The following is a 23,501-nucleotide window of genomic DNA, read 5'->3' as shown; positions in this document are numbered from 1 at the left end:
TTCATAGGTTTAATACTCGTCTCAATAGTGGAAATACTATAACGCCAATGAAATCGCATCGAAAACGAAATTTAGTATTTAAAAAAAATAGACGACCTAGGTGAGCAAAAAAAATAACAACGTCATTTGACCAGCAAGAATAAGATCGCGAGAAACAAAGCAAAAGACACACCTTGCCAAAACATAACGGGGTTACGTTGCATTAATGGCGGTCGAGTTCGATCTAGAAAGGTTTGATTCGGATGATGTAGATCGTAGACGAATTCAGAGACTTCTTCGTAACGTTTTAGTGGGTTTATGTTTAATGCTTTGTGCAATGCGTCGTCGATCCAAACTGGCAGTTCAGAGGCTTCGGTAATAACACTGCGATAAGTTAAACGTTGTTGAGCTGCAATGCTTCTGGCTTGGGCTATTTTGGGGCTGTAAGGGAATTGATTGCCGGATAACATTTGATAAGCAATAACACCAAGCGCGTAAATATCGGAACGTTCTGACCCCGCGTGACCAAGAAAGTATTCTGGTGCGGAATAGCGCATGGTGCCCCGTAGGACTTCTTCGCCTTTGGTGTTGCTCACGCCAGCGATGTAGGTGGAACCAAAGTCGATGATTTTCACCGTATTGTGTTTATCGATCATGATGTTCGCCGGACGAATGTCTTGATGAATCATGCTTTTACGATGGAAAGCCTGTAGTCCATTGGCGATTTGCGAAATGATGTCTCGGGTTTGTTCTAGTGTTGGTTTAGGGTTATCTATCATCCACTGAGCAAGAGATTGGCCTTCTATGTATTCCGTCGCCAAATAGAGAAAATGCCGTTGTCTTGGCGATTCCATGGCTTTGACCACATGAGGATTATCCAGCCGTTTCGCTATCCAGTCTTCCAGCATAAAGCTTTCTAGATACGCCCCATCGTCGCTTAATTCTGCCGACGGTGTTTTGATCACCACACGTTCATTGCTATCCATATCACGAGCCAAGAACACATGACTTCGACTGCTCACATAAATAGAACGAAGTATCTCGTAGCCATCAAACGACATTCTTTCTCTTAATGGCGGTGGCAAAGGCAATAGGCTGACGCCCTGCTGAACATCCTCCAGCTGATAACTTGGCACTTCCTCTACTCGGGCGATTTGAATACTGAGGTTATCGTCACTGCCGTTTTCCAAAGCCAGTGCAATAAGGTGTTCTGCGGCCTGATCCAAACTCTCAGACTCGGCAATACAGGTAATCATTTGCTCAGCCGTGACGAATTCATACACACCATCCGTCGCCATCACAAATATGTCGCCTTTGTTCATCGGTACAGTTTGATAATCCAGCTCTATAATCGGCTCTATGCCTAAGGCACGAGTCAAATAGCTCTCGCTGACGGATACTGTGCGACGATGATCTTGCGTCAATTGCTCGAGTTTTCCATCGACTAGTCGATAGACTCGACTGTCGCCTAAATGAAAGATGTGAACCGCATTGGCGCAAAGTACAATAGCGGTAAAGGTACACACATAGCCTTTGTCTTTGTCGAATCGGCTTGGGCCGTTTTGTGTTTGAGAATATAGAGCAGCATTGATGGATTTAATGACCTTCTCACCCGATGTCTTAACCGACCACGCATCAGAGGTGTGGTAAAAATCTTCGAAAAATCGCGTAATGGCAAATTCACTGGCAGCTTGGCTCACTTGACTCGAACTGATGCCATCGGCGATAGCAAGCGAGGCACCTCTGGTCGTTAACAGCGGTTCTGGTGGTATCTGACAACCCAAGAGATCTTGATTGATGTCTTTTTTACCCTTGTTGGTCGCGCTGCCGATGCTGATGCAGAGTGCCTTCATCCTCCCCCCTTAAATAAAGCAAAACTCCGCAAGCACCAATACTTGCAGAGTTGAGAGCTTTGTTTAGCAAAACGAGCGTTATGCGAGTTTACGTGATGCAGATGTTTTCACATGGGTAAGGTAAAGCGGTAAACCGACCAATAACAAACCGCCTGCAAGGTTACCCAATACCGTTGGAATTTCGTTCCAGATCAAATAATCCATGAAGGTAAAATCACCACCCATGATCATAGAGAATGGGAACAAGAACATATTAACGATAGAGTGCTCAAACCCCATGAAGAAGAACAGCATCACCGGCATCCACATGGCGGCCATTTTGGCTCCCGCAGAAGTAGAAATCATCGCGCCAACAACGCCCATAGACACCATCCAGTTGCACAACATACCGCGAATAAAGATGGTAAACCAACCGCCCGCACCATGAGATTGATAACCCAAGGTACGCGATTCACCGATAGCGCTTACTTTTGCAGCCAACTCGCCGCCGTCCGTCGAGTAACCGTAAGTTAGAATAAACGACATCATGAACGCTGTAGTTAATGCTCCACCAAAGTTGCCTATAAACACCAACCCCCAGTTACGCAGCACTTGCGCTGGAGTCACACCCGGACGCTTATCCAGTAAAGCTAAAGGCACTAAAGTAAACACGCCAGTCAGTAGATCAAACTTCATCAAGTACAACATGATAAAGCCAACAGGAAACAGGATTGCTCCGATCAATGGACTGCCCGTTTTAGTCGCTACTGTGATCGCAAAGATTGCCGCTAAACCCAAAATCGCCCCCGCCATAAACGCACGAATAATGGTATCTTTGGTCGACATGTAAACTTTTTGCTCGCCTGCGTCGACCATTTTGGTGACAAATTCACTTGGTTCTATATAAGCCATTTTCACGCCCTCTTATCTTTAAATTGCAAAAAACCAAAACGCTCTAAATCAACACCCCCTAAATCAAGAAATCTATATCACCATGATTTATAAGGTAAAAACTTTCCGTTCAATGTCAAAATCACGCGATCACCTTTTGGGTTTTCTTCCTTATCTACCTTCATTGAAAAATCAATCGCGCTCATGATGCCGTCACCAAATTTTTCCTGAATCACTTCTTTTAATGTTGGGCCGTAAACGCCGACTACTTCGTACAATCGATAGATAAGCGGATCTTGTGGAATTGCTTGATCCCAGGTTTTGGTTGGATATTCCATAAGGATGGATTTTGCTTCTGCAGGTAAACCCAAAAACGCTACCAGCTTTTCAGCGACTTCAGCAGTACAGCTATTCATACCCAAACATGCGGATGTTATCCAAACGTCTGTCATACCTACTGCATCAGCAATGGCTTCCCAAGTTAAGTTTTTCTCTTTCTTAATGGCAAAAATAGCTTCCGTTACATCAATCTTTTTCATTTTTTACTCCTAAAAAATTAGACCAAGATAAAAATCAACAAATGCCCCCGTAAATCTATGTCTGATAAATAAGCAAACACGTTTTGCCAATAACACGATCAGCATTGAAAAAATCAAATGGCTTTTTGAGAAGGAAGAAGAAAAGAGAGAATATAGAGACACGCCTCCCTAATCAGTAACTTCCTTTCTAAAGGAGCCTGACCGAGTGCTACCAAAAGGATTAGTAGCGGGCGACGATGCCATTGACTAAGTTGACCGACATTGGCCACTTATAAAATTCCTGCAGGAAATACCTACACGAACATATAATTTAGCAAAGATAATGCCAAACAAAAGAATCCCAAAAAACGCTTAGAATTTTATCCTTTAAAATCAACACATAGAATAAATTCATAACCATTTAACAAGATCAAATGCCTTTAAAATGCACAATAAAGCGGCTACCAATTTTACTATAATGCCCTTTTTATACACACCCTCTGCACCAAGACTAAACACAAAAGATTTACTTGGTTAGATATTTTGAAATAAGCCAAAAATCATTCCTCTTATTGCACTATTTTGATATTTTCCATAAGAGTCTTTCACTTAATCAATGATTTTAAAAATAGTAAGGCAACTTTCATGGACAAGATTGATAAAAAAATCCTGCGCTTATTGCAGCAAGATGGTCGTCTAACCAATGCGGATTTAGCTGAACAGGTCAACGTGAGCCCTGCCACTTGCCACCGCAGAACGCATCAACTTTTTAAAGACGGCTATATTAGCGAAGTACGAGCCATCATTGCCCCAGAAAAAGTCGAGCGCAGTGCCTTAGTATTGGTGGGAGTGGTGTTGGACAGGTCGACACAAGAAAGTTTTGCGACCTTTGAGAGTGCTATTGCTAATCTACCTTTTATTTTAGATTGCCACTTAGTAGCGGGAGATTTTGATTATTTCCTCAAGGTGCGAGTCAAGGACATGGCCGACTTCAATAAACTGCACAGTGATCAGTTACTGGCTTTACCAAGCGTAAGACAACTGCGTACTTTTTTCGTAATGAAAGAAGTTAAAGATAACGCGCCATTGTCATTTTAGTTTTTTAATTTTTAATCTCAAAACGACAGAAAATAAATCTGCATAAAAATATCAAATAAATAATTTTATCTACTAGAGTTAAGGATCATGGCATCCTTATTTCTGGAGAAAGTTAATGGCGATAAAAACTAAGATTTATCTGGGTATATTTCTATTCATGTTTATCGTTATCAGTAGCTCGATAATCGGCATTGTCTCTATAAAAAAATTAGACAAAGAAATCGAATACATTACCGGCAATGCGTGGGATGCGGCAGATGGCGCAATGGAAGGAACAATAGGTATACAATCACAAATAATTACCCTAGATGCTTTCATCAATAATGAACTGTCATTAGCAGATGCTAGAAATAAAATTATAGAAACAAATAAATTCACCTTAGAAGCTCTAGGTAGGATGAAAGCATCTGGACTAATGGGAAGCCAAGCATTAACTACTTTAGACAATTATTTAGCAAAGCTAGAAACCTTAAAGGGAAAAATTCTTTCTGACAACAAAGAGACCTCAATGAATGCCGTTGCCGAGTTCGACCAACATGTCGAAACGTTATTGGGATTTATTGAAGTTTTAGAAGAAGAAGGCGACAGTAAAGTTGAATCTAGTGCAGAGAATTTAGAGACTGTGATTCATGATATTGAAATAACAAACTATATCAGTTTGGCCATTATTTTAGTTATTTCAGCCTTTATTATCTTTGCCGCAAATCGTCTGATTATTCGCCCTCTTCGTCAAATGATTACCGTTTTAGAAGGTTTAAACAGTGCCGATGGCAATTTAACGACTCGTCTCGACAGCTCAGGAAAAGACGAAATGGCCGAAGTAGCAAAACACCTCAATGGATTTATCGAACTTGTCCATTCCGTAATCAAACAAGTTGCTAGTACTGTGTCTACCACTCAAGGTTTTGCCGCACAAATTGATGACGCACTTCAACAAGTTGATCGTTTATCCAAACATCAGCAGCAGGGCACCAACGAGATATCCAATTCCGTCAACGCTATGACAAGCTCTTTAAGCGAAGTATCTGCTGATGCCAGCAAGTGTGGCGACATGGCAATTGCAGCCAATACCAGCTCAACACAAGGCCAAACCAATCTATCGCAGACACTCAAATCCCTTCACAACGTCGTTAATGAAATGGACAAAGCTTCGTCTGTTGTTTCTACCTTAGAAACCGACGGTCAAAACATCGGTAATGTTCTGAATGTTATTCGAGGTATTGCCGAACAAACTAACCTATTGGCACTGAACGCTGCCATTGAGGCCGCCCGCGCGGGGGAAACAGGTCGAGGGTTTGCTGTCGTCGCAGATGAAGTGCGTAGTTTGGCAAATAGAACACACGAATCTACGTTAGAGATCGAAACCGTTGTAGAACGCATCCAGAAAGGCTCTGCTGATGCGGCACAGGTTATGCGCTCTTCCCAGAAATTGACCGAAGATGTATCAACACAAGCAAAAGAAAGCATCGAAATGTTCACGGCGATTATTGCATCGATCAATACATTGAGTCACACCAACCAACAAATATCAGCCTCTATTCAGGAGCAAAACCAGCAAGCTGGCGAGATAGCAGAACAAGTCAATGATGTCACAAATACGGCTTCTTCAAACGTGGAATACACGCAAAAAGCCGTCGACATTAAAAACCGTTTAATTAACGATGTGCAACAGCTAAGTAAATTAGTCGATCGTTTCCGTATCTAGTATCAATGTGAAAACGCCTCAACGAATTTTATTAAATTCGTTGAGATCAGCTCAGAGGAGAACTTATAAGTTCTCCTCTTTTGCCATAAGCGCCGTCAGATAACGCTCTTCCATTTCAACATAGCTTTTTTGGACGGATTCTATTTTTTCATCTAGCTCGGCAATTTTTGTCTGTAATCGATCAAACTCTTTAGATTGATCTTGTCCGTCAAATAATTCTGCTTCTAGACGTTTTCGCTCTTCTTCTAACTCTTCATTAATTTCTCGAAGGTTTTCAATTTCCTCTTGATCTTGAATGACTAAAAGATCTTCTTCGTCCTCACCTATTACCGCCGCTTTAATCGCTTCGGGATGAAGCAATTTATGCTCAAGATTTTCACGTAAATCTCTCGCTTTATCTAAATCCCGCTCAAGCATTTCTACATACAACTCAGACTCATTGACCATTAAACGCAAAGAGCTTAACTTTGAAGCTTGCTCATTGGCAAAAGCATCAGATTCTTCGGTAAACGAATCCTGATGAAGCAAGTCTTCCATATTTTTCATGGTGTTACGCTCTTCGTCCATAACCCCATATATATCAATGCCCTGCGCAAAACCTTCACCTTGTTCTTCAAGTAACGCTTTTTTTCGTTTAAGGGCCTCATCACGCTTAATCACGTCAATATTAAGGTTGTATCTAATAGCCTGTAAACTTTCAAGCTTGCCTTCTAAACGCTTAATCACTCGACTGCTTTCTAATAGTGTCTTTTCAAGTCGCGCAATTGAAATATCATAGACACCAATATGCTTCCCATCACCTTCATGATCTATTTTCACTTTGCGCACTTGCTCTTTCAAGTCGGCTATAATTGTTTTCTGGTAGGCCGCTAACTGTTTGAGATCAGATACTTTATCATCCAACTCTGACCGAACAGAATGTAAGAAGTCAGGCTGATCTGCGCCATTTAAAAACGCCTCTAAGGCATCGACATAAAGAGCGTTATCACCTTCTTCCTTCACTTCCGCGAGATGCAACTTTAAGCGTTCCGCAAACTCGTACATGCTCGCCATCTCTGCTCGAAGTATGGCAAGCGATTCATCAAGCTCTGCTTCTTTATCTAATTGTTTATGAAGCTTTTCGAGCTGTAGATTTAACTCAGATGTAATGTTCACTTGGGCAAATACTTTTTCACCCGCCTTCTGAATCACTTTATTTAACTCTCTCAATAAAGACTGATTCACTTTCAACGACTTCAATAGCGCATCAATTTCCTGTGCTCGATCCACCTTATCCAAAAGACTTTTAAATGCTTCTAACAACTCTAGTACTTTCGCGTTAGGTACAGAGTGCTCAATGATATGTATTTCAACATCTAAAAAAATGGCCCAGCACGACAAAGCTGCTCGCCCCTGAAAGTCAGACTTCGGCAACTCAACAAGCAATTGAGCGCAGATATTTCGCTGCTGTTCAAGCAAAGCCAACCACTGCCTTTTTTCACTTTTTGATGCATCTTGCTTGCTATTGCTATTATTAAGACTCGTAAATTCTGACTCATCAGCAACATTCGCCTCTGATACTTTTCTCTTCAGAGAAAAGTATCTCAACAAAACAAATATAAACACCACAAGCAAAAGTACACTTGATGCAATAAGTCCCCATTGCCAAATCAACATAGTGTGACAGTCCTATTTAATGCAAAGTCTTTAAAGAAATAATCATAGAGGGATATGTCTTAAGAAACCATCAAACCTACATTTTTTAACGTACTCTCTACAAAAACAAAAAAAGCAGGTACAAGACCTGCTTTTAAAAAGTATTATGTTTGCTAGAAAAGTTTAGAAATCTAGTTGTTCTGCTTCTTCGTCTGCTTCAACGTCGGTTTCTTTGCCGTTAGGTTTGGCGTCTGCCTTAACTGTTTTAGGCAATAAATCTTCACGGATCTTAGCTTCAATTTCTTTCGCCATCTCAGGGTTATCAGCTAAAAATTGAGCTGCGTTCGCTTTACCCTGACCAATTTTATTGCCATTGTAAGCGTACCAAGCGCCCGCTTTATCAACAAAGCCTTGCTTAACCCCTAGGTCGATGACTTCGCCCATGCGGTAAATACCAGCACCATACATGATTTGGAATTCAGCCTGTTTAAATGGCGGCGCAATTTTGTTTTTCACTACTTTAACGCGGGTTTCATTACCAATCACTTCATCGCCCTGCTTCACTGAGCCTATACGACGAATATCCAAACGGACAGAAGAGTAGAACTTAAGTGCGTTACCACCCGTAGTCGTTTCTGGAGAGCCGAACATCACACCAATTTTCATACGAATTTGGTTGATGAAGATAACAAGGCAGTTGGCGTTCTTGATAGAACCGGTCAATTTACGCATTGCTTGAGAAAGCAAACGTGCTTGAACACCAACAGAAGAACTCCCCATTTCGCCTTCAATTTCAGACTTAGGAACCAAAGCCGCTACAGAGTCGACGATAATAACGTCAACGCTGTTTGAACGTACCAACATGTCAACGATTTCAAGCGCTTGCTCACCCGTGTCTGGCTGAGAGATCAAAAGATCGGCAATGTTTACACCAAGCTTTTCTGCATAAGAAGGGTCGAGAGCGTGTTCAGCATCAATAAAGGCACACGTTTTACCTTGCTTCTGAGCTTCTGCAATAACACTCAGTGTTAATGTTGTTTTACCTGAGGACTCTGGTCCGTAGATTTCACAAATACGACCATAAGGAAGACCACCCGCACCTAGCGCAATATCCAGACCTAACGATCCAGTAGAAACCGTATCAATATCAAGCTTGGCACCTTCGCCCATCTTCATGATGGCGCCTTTACCAAATTGACGCTCGATTTGAGACAGCGCTGCATCCAGCGCCTTTTTCTTGTTGTCTGCAATAGATGACATTATGAAATCCTTGTGGCTACTTTTCGTTGTGACTAATTGTCGTTGTTGGTAACTCTATCGTTTTTTTTAGGTAATCTCAAGAAATACTGTATATAAAAACAGTATTATTTTTCACCGCTTTCAAGCATCTCTTCCACACCATGAAGAGCAGCTAAAACAGTCGCTTCTCTTACCGCTTGACGATCCCCAGAAAACTGAAAACGCTCAACTTTGGCTTCTTGTCCGCGTAATTGCCAGCCAATATAAACACAGCCTACAGGCTTTTCTAGCGAGCCGCCCCCAGGACCTGCCACACCACTAACAGCAACAGAAATGTCACCGCCTAATTGTAAGGCGCCAGCACACATCTCTTTCACTGTTTGCTCAGACACGGCGCCAAAAGATGACAGGGTTTCTTCTTTTACCGACAAACCGCGTATCTTAGCTTCATTGGCATAGCTGATCACACCACCAAAAAACCACGACGAGCTGCCAGCTATTTCCGTGCATACCGCACCAATCAACCCACCAGAGCAAGACTCCGCCGTGACGAGTAAAAACCCTCTTGCTTGTAAGAGTTCGCTGGCTTGTTGCGCAGCTTGTGTCATTTTTTGCATTTGATTCATTATCATTATCCCTTAAATCCTAGGAAAATATCCCGTAGAATACCCGTCTATTTTTTGGATCACAATCGAGCTTCCCGAATGAGCAAAACACCAGCAGATAATCATACACCGATGATGCGCCAATACTTCGGCCTTAAGTCTCAGCACCCAAACCAACTGCTATTTTATCGCATGGGAGATTTTTACGAGCTTTTCTACGATGACGCCAAACGCGCTTCCCAGTTGCTTGATATTACACTCACGGCTCGCGGTCATTCTGGTGGCATGCCGATTCCTATGGCTGGTATTCCCTATCACGCTGCGGAAAACTACATTGCGCGCTTAGTTCGTATGGGCGAGTCCGTTGTTGTGGCTGAGCAGACGGGCGATCCAGCCACCAGCAAAGGTCCAGTTGAACGCCAAATCGCTCGCATCGTAACGCCAGGTACCATTAGTGATGAAGCATTCCTGGAAGAGAAACGCGAAAACCTTCTGCTTTCACTTGCTCATCAATCCCGCAAAGGGCTCGATATTTTTGGTTTCTCTTATTTAGATATGGCCAGTGGCCGTTTTTGCTTATTTGAAGTAGATGGTCACGAAGCGCTTTCTAGTGAATTACAGCGTTTGTCACCGAGAGAAATTTTGATCTCTGAAGATTTCCCTGCACGAAAGACACTGAAGCTGGAAAAAGGCATCTCTGAACTTGGCCCTTGGCACTTCGATTATGAATCCAGTTACCGCCAATTGATTCAGCAATTCAACACCAAAGATTTGTCTGGTTTTGGTTGTGAGGCCATGACAGCCGCTATTGCGTCTGCAGGTGCTTTACTTCAATACGCTAAAGATACTCAACGCTCTGCTTTACCGCACATTCAATCCATCATGGTAGAGCATAAAGACGATTCGGTTCTGATTGATGGAGCGACTAGACGCAACTTAGAAATCGATATCAACCTTACTGGCGGTACCAGCAATACAGTCGTAGAAGTTCTCGATAAATGCTCTACACCAATGGGCAGCCGCTTGTTAAAACGCTGGTTACACACGCCAATTCGTGATTTGAACGAAATTCAGGCTCGCCAACAAGTCGTCGCGGAGTTACAACAAAACCAAACCTATGATGTTTTTGAAGCGCCGCTTAAAAAAGTCGGCGATTTAGAACGCATATTGTCACGAGTCGCCTTACGCTCTGCCCGTCCGAGAGATTTATTGCGTCTGCGATTTGCCCTTGAAGCTGCACCAGAAATAAACAATTTACTGGCAAACGCAACATCTGAACGCTTACAAGAGCTCAATCAGCGCATTCTGGCACAACCCACTGTCACAGATACGTTGGCAAAAGCCCTTGTCGAAAACCCACCATCGGTTGTTCGTGATGGCGGTATTTTTGCCAAAGGCTACGATGAAGAGTTAGATGAGCTTCTAGCGCTATCCACCAATGCTACAGACTTTCTTGCAGAAATGGAGCGCAGCGAAAAGGCCCGTACAGGCATCAGCTCATTAAAAGTCGGTTTTAATCGTGTTCATGGCTATTACATCGAAATTAGTCGTCTGCATTCCGATCAGGCACCGGTGGAATACATTCGTCGCCAGACGCTAAAAAATGCCGAACGTTTTATCACACCAGAATTAAAAGCTTTTGAGGACAAAGCACTGAGTGCTAAATCCAAATCTCTTGCTAGAGAAAAAGAGCTTTACGAAGCACTTCTAGAGCAACTTAATGAAATTTTAGGTGAGCTACAAACCACCAGCCAAGCCTTGGCGCAACTCGATGTACTAAACAACTTTGCAGAAAGAGCTAACGTGCTTAGCTTTACCTGCCCTGAATTACACAATCGAGGTGGTATTCAAATCATCGGTGGACGCCATCCTGTGGTGGAATCAGTTATTTCAGAACCTTTCGTGCCAAACGACCTTGATCTGAATGATAAACGCTCACTACTGATGATTACTGGCCCTAACATGGGTGGTAAATCGACTTACATGCGCCAAATCGCTCTCATCACATTGTTAGCGCATACAGGTTGTTTTGTGCCAGCTGAATCGGCGTCTATTTCAGTGGTCGATCGAATCTTTACGCGCATGGGCTCATCTGACGATCTTGCTGGCGGTCGTTCAACCTTCATGGTGGAAATGACAGAAACGGCAAACATCCTCAATAACGCCAGCAAAAACAGCTTGGTCTTGATGGATGAAGTCGGACGCGGCACCAGTACATTTGATGGTTTATCATTGGCTTGGGCTGCAGTCGACTATTTAGCCAATAAGTTAAAATGCTACGTGTTGTTCGCAACGCATTATTTTGAACTTACTACATTAGCTGACCAATTAGAAAACGCGGCCAACGTTCACTTAACAGCAACAGAGTACGAAGATGAAATCGTCTTCTTACATAAGGTACATGAAGGCCCAGCAAGTCAATCATATGGCTTACAAGTTGCGCAACTGGCAGGCGTTCCTCGTGATGTTATTGGGCACGCCAAGCAAAAGCTTAAAGAGCTAGAAGTGGTTACTGGCATTGATCTCGATACAAAGACCATAGAAACCAAGACAGATTCAAGCTCAACTAAAGTTAACGCCAAGCAGCACTTGATCAAAGAAAGCAAGAATGGCTATCAGCCCCAACAAGTGGATATGTTTGCTCAAGCAGAACAAAATGCCTTGAAAAATGCCCTTGAAGAGCTAGATTTAGATAATATGACGCCGTTAGAAGCCATTAGCGCCCTTTACAAACTAAAATCTCAGCTGTAATACGTTATCGAGACCTTTACAAAAGGTCTCGATATAAGCTGCTGTCGATATAAGCTAATAGCAGATAAATGTAGACTTTTTACGATTGTTGCTTGCCGCCAAATGGCCTATACCTCTAAAATAGTGCGCAATCATTTTTATACCTTGTAAGGAGAAGTCGAATGGCTTTCATCGTTACCGATAACTGCATTCGCTGCAAATACACTGACTGTGTTGAAGTTTGTCCTGTGGACTGCTTCTACGAAGGCCCTAACTTTTTAGCCATCAATCCTGACGAGTGTATCGACTGCGCATTGTGTGAACCTGAATGTCCAGCCAATGCCATCTTTTCTGAAGATGAATTGCCTGAAGACCAAGAAGTGTTCGTAGAATTGAACAGAGACTTATCTTTGATCTGGCCAAACATTGCAGAGAAAAAAGACGCACTCCCTGATGCCGCTCAGTGGGATGGTGTTGAAGATAAATTAGAGCATTTAGAGCGCTAATTTAACTGTGTAGCAAATTTCAAAGCCAAGAATGTAAAAAAGCGACTCTTGAGTCGCTTTTTTTATGCTTAACTTTCATACCGATGAAAATCGACGTATGATAAATTTTAGACAAAAAAAAGGGCGCCTATTGGCAACCCTGCTTTTTGCTAACATCCTGTCAAGCAACTCTTCCGATGAGTTAAAACATCACTGTTCGCTTCATCATGAAGCATCCAAACTATCCTTATCGCATGGTGCAATCCATCAAACCACGTTATTCCTTTGAACAATCCATTGTTCTTGAACATCCAAGCTCAATCCTCAACACCATCTATGGTATATCAATAAGCACTTCATGCGCTTTTCATCCATGAATTCCGTTTGGATAAGACTCAATTTACCAGCTTGAAAAAATATATCAACTTTTCAAAAAAACGATAAAACAGAAATATTTACTTAAAAATCAACAAGATAAACAAAAATTACAGAGAGATATGACATTTAGCCACGTAACAAACGGGAAACGCCTACAGGCATGTAAGAAAAGGACTACAAACCTTGATTATTCATTCAACCATACAGAGTCATATAGCAACAAGAAACTCGTCAGTCCACTTGATCGCGTCTAAATAGGTCTGTTTCAAATCTTCTAAGTCTTGAGGATTCTTGATGGTATGACCGTTACCATAGTGCTCAACCAGATCAAGCGCATTACCCACTCTTCCAGATCGGTGCACAATGGCGTTGATAAACTCGCTAGGCAAAGGCAGCTCACCAAGTACTTCGTCTAATTGCATACCTGTGCAAACATCAATCATCGATAACATTCCCGCTAAGAAATATTTATCCTGATTGTTATAACCTCGGCTTTGGGCAAACAACTCAGCATGTTTTGCACGCACCATGATTTGCTCGAGCAAAACATGTCTATCACCTACCATCTCAGACATTAATAGCAAATTTGTTAGCGATTTTAGTTTCTCCACACCGATCAGCATAATAGCCAAACGCACAGAATCAACAGAAGCAACAAGCCCTGTCACTGGAGAATTCAAATAACGCAGTAACTTATGAACCAGCCCCGCATCTTGACTAACGATTCGCTCTAGATCGTCGACACTTAAAGTAGAAGTATTTAAAAGCGATGACATCAAGCGCAATAGTGTCATGCTGTTCACTTTAGACGCTTTGCTAGATACCAGCTCAGGCTTTTCAAAAAAGTAGCCCTGAAAATATTCAACGCCTAGCAAACGGCAAAATTGATAGTCTTCCCACGTCTCAACTTTCTCAGCAATAATTTTAATACTAAAGCCCCTTAGCGCCTCAACTTGCTGATGGAAATTATCTCGACCTAAAGCCTGAACATCTAATTTAATGTAGTCCGCTAGTTCAATAAAAGGTGTTAACTTACTATCAAACACAAAATCGTCTAATGCGATGGAGCAACCATCTTTTACCCAGCGACGTAAAGACGACAATAAAATGGCATCAAAGCCCGAACCTTCCAACACTTCAACCACGATATTTTCTTTATTGATAGGCATACCACTGTGGCTTAACAGATAAGCCCGAGGAAAATTAATAAACGCCTTACTTGTCCCCACAAGGTTTTCCATACCAAGCTCAAAAAGACTAGCAGCAATAACCTGAGCCGTTGCGCCAACCTCATCAATGACATCAGCCTGCGCCGCAAAAATATTTTTGCGGTAAAGAAGTTCATACCCCATTACAGCAAGGCGACTGTCTACTATTGGCTGTCTTGCCAATGCGACATTAGAGTGGGCTGATAGTACATTTTCGGCCATATCGTTTCCATTTCAATAAAAGTATCAGTATTGATTTGTACAGTGTCTCAATATTGCCTAAAAATTGCCATTGGGCATAGGCAATAATCTTGGTAACATGGACTCATTAAATGTGGACAACTACATAAAGCACAATAAAGCAAAAATCTGTGGGGAAAATAATGCCAATATACCGTTCCAAGACAACCACCTCAGGCCGTAATATGGCCGGAGCTCGCGCTCTATGGCGTGCAACAGGAATGACAGACGATGATTTTCAAAAGCCAATCATAGCAGTGGTCAACTCTTTCACTCAATTTGTACCAGGTCATGTACATCTTAAAGACATGGGCCAACTGGTCGCTCGTGAAATTGAAGCCGCAGGTGGTGTAGCGAAAGAATTTAACACTATCGCTGTCGACGACGGTATCGCCATGGGTCATGACGGCATGCTTTACAGCCTTCCATCTCGTGATCTGATCGCAGATTCTGTTGAATATATGGTTAATGCCCATTGCGCCGATGCCATGGTTTGTATTTCTAACTGTGACAAAATCACACCTGGGATGCTAATGGCCGCTATGCGCCTAAACATTCCGGTAATTTTTGTATCTGGCGGTCCAATGGAGGCGGGCAAAACCAAACTTTCCGAGAACAAACTTGACCTAGTCGATGCCATGGTTATCGCTGCTGACCCTACGGCAACAGATGAAAAAGTTGCCGAATACGAACGCTCAGCGTGCCCAACCTGTGGTTCTTGTTCTGGCATGTTTACCGCGAACTCAATGAACTGCTTAACCGAAGCACTTGGTCTAAGCTTGCCGGGCAACGGCACAACATTAGCGACCCATTCAGATCGTCGCCGTTTGTTTTTAGATGCTGGTCGTCGCATCGTAGACATCACTAAACGTTTCTACGAAAACGATGAAGCAAACTGGGCACCACGCGCTATTGCAAGCTTCGAAGCCTTTGAAAATGCCATGACTTTAGACATCGCCATGGGCGGCTCAACCAACACTATCTTGCACTTATTGGCAATTGCCAATGAAGCAGGTGTTGATTTCACCATGCAAGACATTGATCGCTTGTCTCGTAAAGTGCCTCAACTATGCAAAGTAGCGCCAAACTCACCGAAATACCACGTTGAAGACGTACACCGTGCCGGTGGTATTTTTGCCTTGCTAGGTGAGCTGGATCGCGCAGGGATTTTGCATAACCAATGTAACACTGTGCATTCAAAAACCATGCTCGAAGCATTAGAGACATGGGATATTATGCGTTCACCGACTCCTGAGGTCATAGAGTTTTATAAAGCAGGACCTGCTGGCATTCCAACGCAAACCGCGTTCAGCCAATCTACTCGCTGGCCTTCTCTAGATGGTGATCGTGCAGAAGGCTGCATTCGCTCTATCGAAAACGCTTTTTCCCTCGAAGGTGGCTTAGCCGTACTTTATGGCAACATCGCTCTTGATGGTTGTGTTGTAAAAAGTGCCGGTGTAGACGAATCAATTCTTGTGTTTGAAGGCCGTACTCACGTAACGGAATCTCAAGACGAAGCGGTTAAGAACATTCTCGATGATAAAGTGGAAGCTGGTGACATTGTCATTGTTCGCTACGAAGGCCCTAAAGGCGGCCCAGGCATGCAAGAAATGCTTTACCCAACGTCTTACATTAAGTCTAAAGGGTTAGGAAAAGCCTGTGCACTACTAACCGACGGCCGTTTCTCTGGTGGTACATCTGGCCTGTCTATCGGCCACGTTTCTCCTGAAGCGGCTGCTGGCGGCGCAATCGGTCTAGTTGAAAATGGTGACCGTATTTTGATCGATATTCCAAACCGTACGATAAATGTTTTGCTTAGCGATGAAGAGCTACAAAACCGCCGCGACGTCATGAATGCTAAAGGCGCGAGCGCATGGAAACCAGTTGAAGTGCGCCCACGTAAAGTTTCTCCTGCACTAAAAGTGTATGCTCACTTTGCAACTAGTGCGGACAAAGGAGCGGTACGTGATATTAGTCAAATCGACTAATATCTAAAAAGTAATACGCAAAAGGCCGCTTTGCCAAATACAGGCGTTGCGGCCTTTTTCATTCACAACCCAATATCTTACCACAGGAAAAACAATGCTCAGCTATCGCCATATTTATCATGCAGGCAACCACGCTGATATTTTAAAACATTTGACGGTCAGTCAAATATGTCGCCATTTTATAAAAAAAGACGCGCCCTTTTTCTATTTGGATACACACGCTGGCATTGGTCAATATTCGCTAAACTCTGAGCAGGCGCAAAAGAACAAAGAATTTCACTCAGGTATTGCACGACTGCTAACCGAAGATAACCTTCCTGAACCATTGGAAAATCTATTAGACATCGTCCGCGAGATGAACCCAACAGATACCTTAGAGTTTTACCCAGGCAGCCCTAAGATTGTCGATTATTACGTTCGTCAAAAAGACAAACTACACTTATGTGAGCTGCACCCAAACGATTACCCAATTTTAGCGGCGCTTTTTCCAAATAAGCGTAAAGCCAATGTCGTCAAAGACAATGGTTTTGCTGCAGTAAAAGCCATGTTGCCACCACCGCAAAAGCGTGGATTCGTTCTAATGGATCCGCCTTATGAGGTGAAAAAAGATTACCAATATGTGGTTCAAGCATTAGAAGATGGTTACAAACGCTTTCCTCAAGGCACTTATGCCATTTGGTATCCGGTATTAAACCGCAGACAAGCTGACGATCTCTTAAAATCGGTGAAGACAACCAATATTCGTAATGTGCTTTTGCTTGAGTTGTGCATTAGAAACACAGAAGAAGAGCGTGGTATGGCAGGAAGCGGTATGATTATCGTCAATCCACCTTGGACTCTAGAAAAAGAAGCCAAGGAATTTTTGCCAGTGCTCAGCAAGTTGCTAGCAGAAGATAATGAAGCGGGTTACCAAGTAACTTGGATTACCCCTGAATAGCTATATTATAGAGGAGCGCGTCATGAACACGCCTTTCGAACTCGCGTTTAAGTACATGCCAACGCCCGCTTTTATAATAGAAAGCAGCACAGGCAAGCTAATATCATACAATCGCAACTTTGAAATTTTATTTGAAAATTTTAATGCGACACCTTCCAACACATGGGAATCCCTTTGCGAGGACGCCGTCTCTTCAGAAGATTGGCAGACACTCAACAACAAGGTTAAAAGCGGTAGCATTGAACGCTGTGAAAGCTTAATCCGTGTTGGTGATAAGCTAATCAATATGCAGCTTGAGATGCGTCATCTTGGCGAAACGGTTTTGGCCTGTGTTTACAATACTGATCATATGGATCTTTCTGCTGCCGAAAACACCCTACTCAAATTCGCACTGACTGAATCTTCTGCGGGATTATGGATATGGGAAACTGAGTCTGATTTAGTATCTTGCTCAAAATCCATTGCGACACTATTGAATTATCCACTTGATAAAACACCACGCTCAACCACTGAATGGCACGCACTCGTTCATCCTGATGATGTAAAAAAATTGGCCACCATAGTCAATGAACATGTCGCGCTAAATCAGGATTACTATGAAGTAGAATATCGAATCTTGACTGGTGACCAACGTTACCTGTGGGTAAAAGAGCGCGGCAGAAGCTACACAAAAGGACCAGATGGTAGCATCAAGAAGATCATTGGCTTCATGGTAGATATTAGCCACCAGAAAGCATTAGAAGAACATCTTCGCAATCAAGCCACCTTTGATGAACTAACAGGGCTATTGACTCGTGGCGCAGCGCTGACACATTTTAAAAAGCAACTAGGCTTAGCGAAACGTCAATATACGCCTTTAACCATGGCGAAAATCAACCTTGATGCTAATGATCGCCTAAGCAAGCTCCCAATGGAAGCACGTAATATAGCCATTCAAACTTCCGCTCGCTATATCTATAAAAAGATACGCGAGGCCGATGTATTAGCACGAGTAGAGCCTGATAAACTGCTGTTGTTGCTACCTAATACCAGCGTAAAAGATGCGAAAAACCTGCTAAAACACATCATCAACCCGACAGAAAGTGAAAGTTCAGCTTTGTTTGAAGGCAATTCAGATCCTATGGATTTCTGCATTGGTATCGCAGCCTTTCCAGAAGATGGTGAAACGATAGAAGAACTAGCACTTAGCGCAAACCAAGCTGTTGAAGACGGGCAAGCCTCTTGTAAACAGATCGTCGTTAACTAAATTCAAGCTATCAAAACAAAAACGCCGCATTCTCAAATGCGGCGTTTTAATTTTTATCGAAGAACTGCTGTCTATTTAAACAATAAATAGAGACCTGCTCGTGGAGTCTCTAACAAGGCTCACCTTGCAGCGTTAAAACAATCCGCCTAGCCCCACCATGATCACGGTGTTCGCCTAAATAAACGCCTTGCCAAATACCTAAACACAGCCTCTTATCCCGAATAGGAATCGTCAGGGATGAGCCCAACATGCTAGCCTTAATGTGCGCAGGCATGTCGTCGCTGCCTTCATAAATATGCTCATAATAGGGCTGATCTTCTGGCACCATATGAGAAAAATGTTTTTCCATATCTCGGCGAACAGAAGGATCGGCATTTTCGTTTATCGTCAAAGATGCCGAAGTGTGAAGCAATTGAACATGCAACAAACCAATGGAAACTGGCGATAGCTTCGCTAGGGCTTCTTCCACCTGATCAGTGATCAAATGAAAACCTCGACGCATCGCTGGCAATTGAACTTCTACTTGCTGCCACATAATGAATTACTCTGCGCTGGTTCTTTGGTAAACAGAAAAACGGTAGTCGTAAGGATTTGGTCCTTCAGCGGCGAACGCTTCTTCACCTATTAGGGTAAACGATGGCCAATCTACTTCTGGAAAAAACGCATCGCCTTTTACTTCAGCATCCACATGAGTAATGTACAAACGATCTGCGCGCTCAAGCGCAAGTTGATAAATTTGCGCACCGCCTATTACCATGACTTCTTCTTGACCATTGACTAAGCAAATATCTTCACCAAGGGAAATGGCATCTTCCAATGTCGTCACCACATCAATCCCCTCTGCTTGATAAGCTGGATCACGACTAATGACAATATTGCGACGACCTGGCAATGGCTTGCCAATCGATTCAAAAGTTTTACGTCCCATGACAATGGGCTTTCCCATCGTCGCTTGCTTAAAGTATTTAAGATCATTTGGCAAATGCCAAGGCAAGGAGTTATTAATACCGATGGTTCGGTTCGTAGACATAGCAACAATAAGTGACAACATAAAACAACCTGCGTAAAAATCTTGGCTCTTCTTTGCTCTGACAATCCAAGAGCAAAGGCTTCTGATATAATCAATGACATTTATTATACCCATGACGATCCAGATTGCATTTCTTAACCTGCACTAGCAAACGTCATCCGGAAAAACAGACAAGGCATTTTTTATGAAACAGTATTTAGATCTTTGCAACCGCATCGTCAACGAAGGTGAATGGGTGAGTAACGAGCGAACTGGCAAGCGCTGCCTGACCGTTATTAATGCCGACCTCACCTATGATGTAAGCAAAGGCGAATTCCCTCTCGTCACCACGCGCAAAAGCTACTGGAAATCGGCCATTGCGGAAATTATTGGTTATTTAAGAGGCTACGATAACGCGGCAGACTTTCGTGCGCTGGGCACAAAAACATGGGATGCCAACGCCAACGCCAACGAAGCTTGGCTAAATAACCCTTACCGTAAAGGCGAAGATGACATGGGACTTTGTTACGGTGCTATTGGCCGTCACTTCCCAAAACCAGACGGTGGTCATATCGACTTATTAAAACAAATTATTGATGACCTAAGCCGTGGTGTGGATAACCGTGGGGAAATCCTCACTTTTTATCACCCTGGCGCGTTCCACATGGCTTGTCTTCGTCCTTGTATGTACAGCCATCACTTTTCATTGCTTGGTGATACGCTTTATCTAAACAGCACACAGCGCAGCTGTGATGTGCCGCTTGGGTTAAACTTCAACATGGTTCAGGTGTACGTATTGCTTGCCATCGTTGCGCAAATCACTGGTAAAAAGCCGGGCAAAGCCTTTCATAAGATAGTAAACGCTCACATCTATGAAGATCAGCTAGAACTAATGCGTGACGTACAACTAAAGCGCGAGCCTTACCCTCTGCCAACTTTAAAAATCAACCCAGAGATAAAATCTTTAAAAGACATAGAAACTTGGGTAACCATGGGTGACTTTGAAATCGAAGGCTACCAATTCCACGAGCCTATCGCCTACCCTTTCTCAGTGTAAGCGACTCTTGGCTCAAGAGACCTAAAAGCAAAACGGCAAACCAATATTGGTTTGCCGTTTTTTTATTGACGTTATTTTTTGTGGATAGATTAATCCTATAAGAACTTTTCTATCAAAATCTCATCAATGTATTGACCACAAACTTTAGCATGCTTTTTTGCAGTTCCAACGACTTCAAAGCCTTGTTTTAAATACGTCGCTAAAGCGTTTGGATTATCCTCTCTGACGTAGGCAAATAACTTCTCATAACCTTTTGATCTCGCTAAGTTGAAAGTCGCTTCGAATAAACTCGATGCAACGCCTTGCCTTCTGCAGCTAGCATCAACGAAAGTGCCGATAATACCAACATGATCAAAAGCATGAGTATAGGCAGCAAACGGCTCGACATTTTGAAAGCCAACGACGTTTGAAGTCTCTTTATTTAACGCCACATGAAACACACCTCTCTCAGGGAAGTCTTGAATAAATTGCTCTTCCTCTTCTACCGAAAAAGTAATATCAAGTATGGTAAAAATGCCTTCCTCGATAATAGGGTTCAAAATATTGACTATGCCTAGTGCATCTTTTACTTGCGCTTCTCTAACTAGGAGTGTCATATTTTTTCCTAAATGGTTTTCTGGTATTCAATACAATTAATGCTTTTACCCTGCACTTCAGCAAAATTTGCATATTGCTTTACGTCTACAAATCCGTTGTATGTCAGCACTTTCTGCGAGGCAATATTGTCTACTGAAGCAAAGGCTATTAAGGTTTCCACATTAAGCTCTTTAGCCTGTTGAATAATTTGCTCAACAGCACATTTGGCGATACCGCGTCCGGCAAATTTTTCGCCCAACCGATAACCTAAATAAGCCTCGCTCAATACCAAATTGATATCGGTTAAATTGATACGGCCAGCAATCTCGCCATTGTCGTCAATAATAAGCATCGGCAACATGGCTTTTCTTTGATGTTGCGAAAGAAATTCTTCAATATGTTTTTTTATACCTTCATCGCTGTAAAAACCAACTTCCCGCGGATTGATATGTGATTCAAACCACGCTTGGTTTTTTGTTTCAAATAACAGCAAAGGTTTAGAGTCAGACCGAGATAATAGACGCAGTTCCATTTCAAGCTGAGTGTGTGGTGAAGCGAAAATTTAGTGCCTGCATGATTTTAAAAATCGTGTCGAAGCGCGGCTTTGTTTTACCACTAATGGTTTTATATAAGCTTTCTCTGTTCAGTCCAGATGCTAAAGCAATATCGGTTACGCCATGCTTTTTAACCAACAATCCCAATGCTTCAATAAAAGTATTTGGGTCATCGTCAGCCAAACATTCCTGTAAGAAAGCCTGCACTTCTTCTTGTGTCTCAATATAATCAAACGGATTAAAATCGCTTGTCTTTAATGTCATGATGTTTGCTCCCACTCACTAAGCAAGATCTTCGCTTGCTCTATATCTTTGCTCTGCGTGCCTTTATGGCCACCATTAATGAGCAAGATAATTTCGTTATTACGCACGTTGTAATAAACTCGATAGCCTTTTCCTACAAAAACACGCATCTCTAAGAGATTACTCGCAATCACTTTGCTATCACCAAAGTTGCCGTTAATCGCCCTAATAATTCGCATGTTTATCGCCAAAAGAGCTTGTCGATCCTTTAGTTTAGACAGCCATTGATCAAAAACATCCGTTTTCTTGATTCCATACTTCATAAAAACAATTGTAGCCATCAAGCTACAATGATGCAATTTTAATCTGCTATTTTATATCTTGGAAAAAATACACAGAAATCACAATTAGCTTTATCCGTCCAAAAAAAACCAGCCGTATGGCTGGTTTTAATCTAACGCTAAACCTGTTGAGCTATTTTGAAGTACTTGCTTTTGGAAATGTATTCAGCTTAAGGCCTGCCATGATTAAGCCTGCGCCAATTATCACCATTGGTAAAGACAAGAGCTGTCCCTCTGTCAGCCAACCAAAAGCAAGATAACCAATTTGTATATCTGGCTCACGAACAAATTCTACTAGGATTCGGAAAATACCGTAGAAAAGTAGGAACATACCAGAAACACAATAACGAGGTTTTGTTCTTTGCGAGAAGAACCACAAAATGCAAAATAGCGCGACACCTTCTAATGCAAATTGATACAACTGCGAAGGATGGCGAGCAAGTTGCAGCGGATCATTAGGAAAAACCATTGCCCAAGAAACGTCTGTGGGTTTGCCCCATAGCTCACCGCCAATAAAGTTCCCTAAACGCCCAGCACCTAAACCAATTGGTACAAACGGCGCCAAGAAGTCGGTTACATCAACTAGGTGCTTGTTGTAACGACGAGCGAAGAAGAACATAGCGGTAATAACGCCTAGTAATCCGCCATGGAAAGACATACCACCTTCCCAAATACGAACTAAAATAAGCGGATTATCAATAAACGCAGAGAACTGATAAAACAAGATATAGCCAACCCGACCACCTAATATGACGCCAAGAGCGCCATAAAATATAGCATCGCTAACCATTTCTGGAGTCCAAAGTCCGTTAGAGCGTTTGGCGCGATACATGCCACATAGGTAGGCACCAGCAAAGCCAATCAGGTACATAATACCGTACCAATGCACGGAAATTGGCCCAATTGATACGGCAATAGGATCAATGTTTGGATATGAAATCATAATGAGACCTTTTCAACGACTACTGCGCTCGCCAATACCGTGTTAAAAACAGATTCAAAATGCT

General features: G+C 42.6%; 22 protein-coding genes. 8 read left to right on the top strand and 14 right to left on the bottom strand.

Annotated elements, in window-relative coordinates; translation table 11 throughout:
• Positions 1 to 122 precede the first annotated feature (122 nt).
• From KPL72_RS10165 to cynS, 3 genes are all read right to left on the bottom strand, one after another.
• Positions 123 to 1,832 (bottom strand): bifunctional protein-serine/threonine kinase/phosphatase, encoded by a 1,710-nt coding sequence (locus tag KPL72_RS10165; protein WP_219702649.1) that lies wholly within the window; start codon positions 1,830 to 1,832, stop codon positions 123 to 125.
• A 78-nt stretch (positions 1,833 to 1,910) separates the two neighbouring features.
• Complete coding sequence (locus KPL72_RS10160; protein WP_212916425.1) at positions 1,911 to 2,723, bottom strand: formate/nitrite transporter family protein; 813 nt, start codon at positions 2,721 to 2,723, stop codon at positions 1,911 to 1,913.
• Between the two features lie 77 nt (positions 2,724 to 2,800).
• A complete protein-coding gene (cynS, locus tag KPL72_RS10155; RefSeq protein ID WP_219702648.1) occupies positions 2,801 to 3,241 on the bottom strand; it encodes a cyanase in 441 nt (146 codons plus the stop codon).
• Positions 3,242 to 3,865: 624 nt separating this feature from the next.
• On the opposite strand from cynS, the gene KPL72_RS10150 reads away from it, so the two are divergent.
• Positions 3,866 to 4,318, top strand: a complete 453-nt coding sequence (locus KPL72_RS10150) for an Lrp/AsnC family transcriptional regulator (RefSeq protein WP_219702647.1) — start codon at positions 3,866 to 3,868, stop codon at positions 4,316 to 4,318.
• Positions 4,319 to 4,433: 115 nt separating this feature from the next.
• The gene (locus tag KPL72_RS10145) at positions 4,434 to 6,023 is read left to right on the top strand and encodes a methyl-accepting chemotaxis protein (RefSeq protein WP_219702646.1); all 1,590 of its coding nucleotides are present in this window, start codon (positions 4,434 to 4,436) and stop codon (positions 6,021 to 6,023) included.
• A gap of 63 nt (positions 6,024 to 6,086) precedes the next feature.
• Here the strand turns inward: KPL72_RS10145 and KPL72_RS10140 are convergent, their stop codons facing one another.
• The 3 genes from KPL72_RS10140 to KPL72_RS10130 all read right to left on the bottom strand — a co-directional run bounded on the left by KPL72_RS10140 (position 6,087) and on the right by KPL72_RS10130 (position 9,523).
• The gene (locus KPL72_RS10140) at positions 6,087 to 7,679 is read right to left on the bottom strand and encodes a coiled-coil domain-containing protein (RefSeq protein ID WP_219702645.1); all 1,593 of its coding nucleotides are present in this window, start codon (positions 7,677 to 7,679) and stop codon (positions 6,087 to 6,089) included.
• A 162-nt stretch (positions 7,680 to 7,841) separates the two neighbouring features.
• Positions 7,842 to 8,918: a recombinase RecA gene (recA, locus tag KPL72_RS10135; protein ID WP_212916429.1), complete on the bottom strand. Its 1,077-nt coding sequence runs from the start codon at positions 8,916 to 8,918 to the stop codon at positions 7,842 to 7,844.
• A 104-nt stretch (positions 8,919 to 9,022) separates the two neighbouring features.
• Entirely contained in the window at positions 9,023 to 9,523 is a 501-nt protein-coding gene (locus KPL72_RS10130) for a CinA family protein (protein WP_219702644.1), read from the bottom strand.
• A 78-nt stretch (positions 9,524 to 9,601) separates the two neighbouring features.
• Here KPL72_RS10130 and mutS point away from each other — a divergent pair, with 78 nt between their 5' ends.
• The gene (gene mutS / locus KPL72_RS10125; RefSeq protein WP_219702643.1) at positions 9,602 to 12,253 is read left to right on the top strand and encodes a DNA mismatch repair protein MutS; all 2,652 of its coding nucleotides are present in this window, start codon (positions 9,602 to 9,604) and stop codon (positions 12,251 to 12,253) included.
• A 161-nt stretch (positions 12,254 to 12,414) separates the two neighbouring features.
• On the top strand, positions 12,415 to 12,738 hold the full coding sequence (fdxA, locus tag KPL72_RS10120; protein ID WP_012071401.1) for a ferredoxin FdxA: 324 nt from the start codon (positions 12,415 to 12,417) through the stop codon (positions 12,736 to 12,738).
• Positions 12,739 to 13,304: 566 nt separating this feature from the next.
• Here the strand turns inward: fdxA and KPL72_RS10115 are convergent.
• Entirely contained in the window at positions 13,305 to 14,525 is a 1,221-nt protein-coding gene (locus tag KPL72_RS10115; protein ID WP_219702642.1) for an EAL and HDOD domain-containing protein, read from the bottom strand.
• Positions 14,526 to 14,686: 161 nt separating this feature from the next.
• Between KPL72_RS10115 and ilvD the strand changes: the two genes are divergently transcribed.
• The 3 genes from ilvD to KPL72_RS10100 all read left to right on the top strand — a co-directional run bounded on the left by ilvD (position 14,687) and on the right by KPL72_RS10100 (position 18,714).
• Positions 14,687 to 16,531: a dihydroxy-acid dehydratase gene (ilvD, locus tag KPL72_RS10110; protein ID WP_219702641.1), complete on the top strand. Its 1,845-nt coding sequence runs from the start codon at positions 14,687 to 14,689 to the stop codon at positions 16,529 to 16,531.
• 94 nt (positions 16,532 to 16,625) lie between these two features.
• Positions 16,626 to 17,468, top strand: a complete 843-nt coding sequence (locus KPL72_RS10105; RefSeq protein ID WP_212916434.1) for a 23S rRNA (adenine(2030)-N(6))-methyltransferase RlmJ — start codon at positions 16,626 to 16,628, stop codon at positions 17,466 to 17,468.
• 22 nt (positions 17,469 to 17,490) lie between these two features.
• Positions 17,491 to 18,714 (top strand): PAS domain-containing protein, encoded by a 1,224-nt coding sequence (locus KPL72_RS10100; protein ID WP_219702640.1) that lies wholly within the window; start codon positions 17,491 to 17,493, stop codon positions 18,712 to 18,714.
• A 109-nt stretch (positions 18,715 to 18,823) separates the two neighbouring features.
• Here the strand turns inward: KPL72_RS10100 and KPL72_RS10095 are convergent, their stop codons facing one another.
• Both KPL72_RS10095 and folA read right to left on the bottom strand, forming a co-directional pair.
• Positions 18,824 to 19,249, bottom strand: coding sequence for a secondary thiamine-phosphate synthase enzyme YjbQ (locus KPL72_RS10095; RefSeq protein WP_219702639.1), 426 nt, complete (start codon positions 19,247 to 19,249; stop codon positions 18,824 to 18,826).
• Between the two features lie 6 nt (positions 19,250 to 19,255).
• Positions 19,256 to 19,765, bottom strand: coding sequence for a type 3 dihydrofolate reductase (folA, locus tag KPL72_RS10090; protein WP_100187632.1), 510 nt, complete (start codon positions 19,763 to 19,765; stop codon positions 19,256 to 19,258).
• A gap of 163 nt (positions 19,766 to 19,928) precedes the next feature.
• Between folA and KPL72_RS10085 the strand changes: the two genes are divergently transcribed.
• Positions 19,929 to 20,780, top strand: coding sequence for a thymidylate synthase (locus tag KPL72_RS10085; RefSeq protein ID WP_219702638.1), 852 nt, complete (start codon positions 19,929 to 19,931; stop codon positions 20,778 to 20,780).
• Between the two features lie 95 nt (positions 20,781 to 20,875).
• Here the strand turns inward: KPL72_RS10085 and KPL72_RS10080 are convergent, their stop codons facing one another.
• The 5 genes from KPL72_RS10080 to lgt form a co-directional block, all read right to left on the bottom strand.
• Positions 20,876 to 21,376, bottom strand: a complete 501-nt coding sequence (locus KPL72_RS10080; RefSeq protein WP_219702637.1) for a GNAT family N-acetyltransferase — start codon at positions 21,374 to 21,376, stop codon at positions 20,876 to 20,878.
• Between the two features lie 8 nt (positions 21,377 to 21,384).
• Positions 21,385 to 21,888, bottom strand: a complete 504-nt coding sequence (locus KPL72_RS10075) for a GNAT family N-acetyltransferase (protein ID WP_219702636.1) — start codon at positions 21,886 to 21,888, stop codon at positions 21,385 to 21,387.
• Between the two features lies 1 nt (position 21,889).
• Entirely contained in the window at positions 21,890 to 22,174 is a 285-nt protein-coding gene (locus KPL72_RS10070) for an addiction module antidote protein (protein ID WP_111608168.1), read from the bottom strand.
• Positions 22,171 to 22,476: a type II toxin-antitoxin system RelE/ParE family toxin gene (locus KPL72_RS10065; RefSeq protein WP_219702635.1), complete on the bottom strand. Its 306-nt coding sequence runs from the start codon at positions 22,474 to 22,476 to the stop codon at positions 22,171 to 22,173. The genes KPL72_RS10070 and KPL72_RS10065 overlap by 4 nt, the downstream gene beginning before the upstream one ends.
• A 151-nt stretch (positions 22,477 to 22,627) precedes the next feature.
• A complete protein-coding gene (gene lgt / locus KPL72_RS10060; protein ID WP_212916441.1) occupies positions 22,628 to 23,437 on the bottom strand; it encodes a prolipoprotein diacylglyceryl transferase in 810 nt (269 codons plus the stop codon).
• Positions 23,438 to 23,501 lie beyond the last annotated feature (64 nt).

This window comes from Marinomonas lutimaris (assembly GCF_019426345.1).
Taxonomy (GTDB): Bacteria; Pseudomonadota; Gammaproteobacteria; order Pseudomonadales; family Marinomonadaceae; genus Marinomonas; species Marinomonas lutimaris.
This window is presented reverse-complemented; position numbering and strand designations above follow the sequence as displayed.